Raw genomic sequence first — 306 nt, 5'->3', positions numbered from 1 at the left:
CCCTCGCCCGATGTATGGGCGTTCTGGATCCGGATTGTAGATGAAATGCAAAACCTCATCATAGTTGAATGTCTGCCCACCGTATAAAACCTGGTATCCATCCGGTGTGTCCAAGAAGTTTACCTTTGACGGCGCTAACGGTACCAACTCATCAATCAGCCCATCAACCGTGTACTTTGGAAACACCACACTATTCCCTTCACCATCTAGCAGCATCGTATACACGATATTGTACATCCATGACTTTCTTGTCATGAGCGAATATGGAGTGATGTCAATTTTACGCGACAACTCATTACGGATGCG

The 306-nt window shown here is 46.1% G+C and carries 1 protein-coding gene; it reads right to left on the bottom strand.

The features are described 5' to 3' along the window. Positions 1 to 306: phage portal protein (locus DSM465_RS0118060; protein WP_029761996.1), on the bottom strand; the 306-nt coding region annotated here is incomplete at both ends.

The sequence above is a fragment of the Geobacillus thermodenitrificans subsp. thermodenitrificans DSM 465 genome (genome assembly GCF_000496575.1).
GTDB lineage: Bacteria > Bacillota > Bacilli > Bacillales > Anoxybacillaceae > Geobacillus > Geobacillus thermodenitrificans.
The sequence above is the reverse complement of the archived record's forward strand: the minus strand, read 5'-3'. Positions and strand labels throughout refer to the sequence as shown.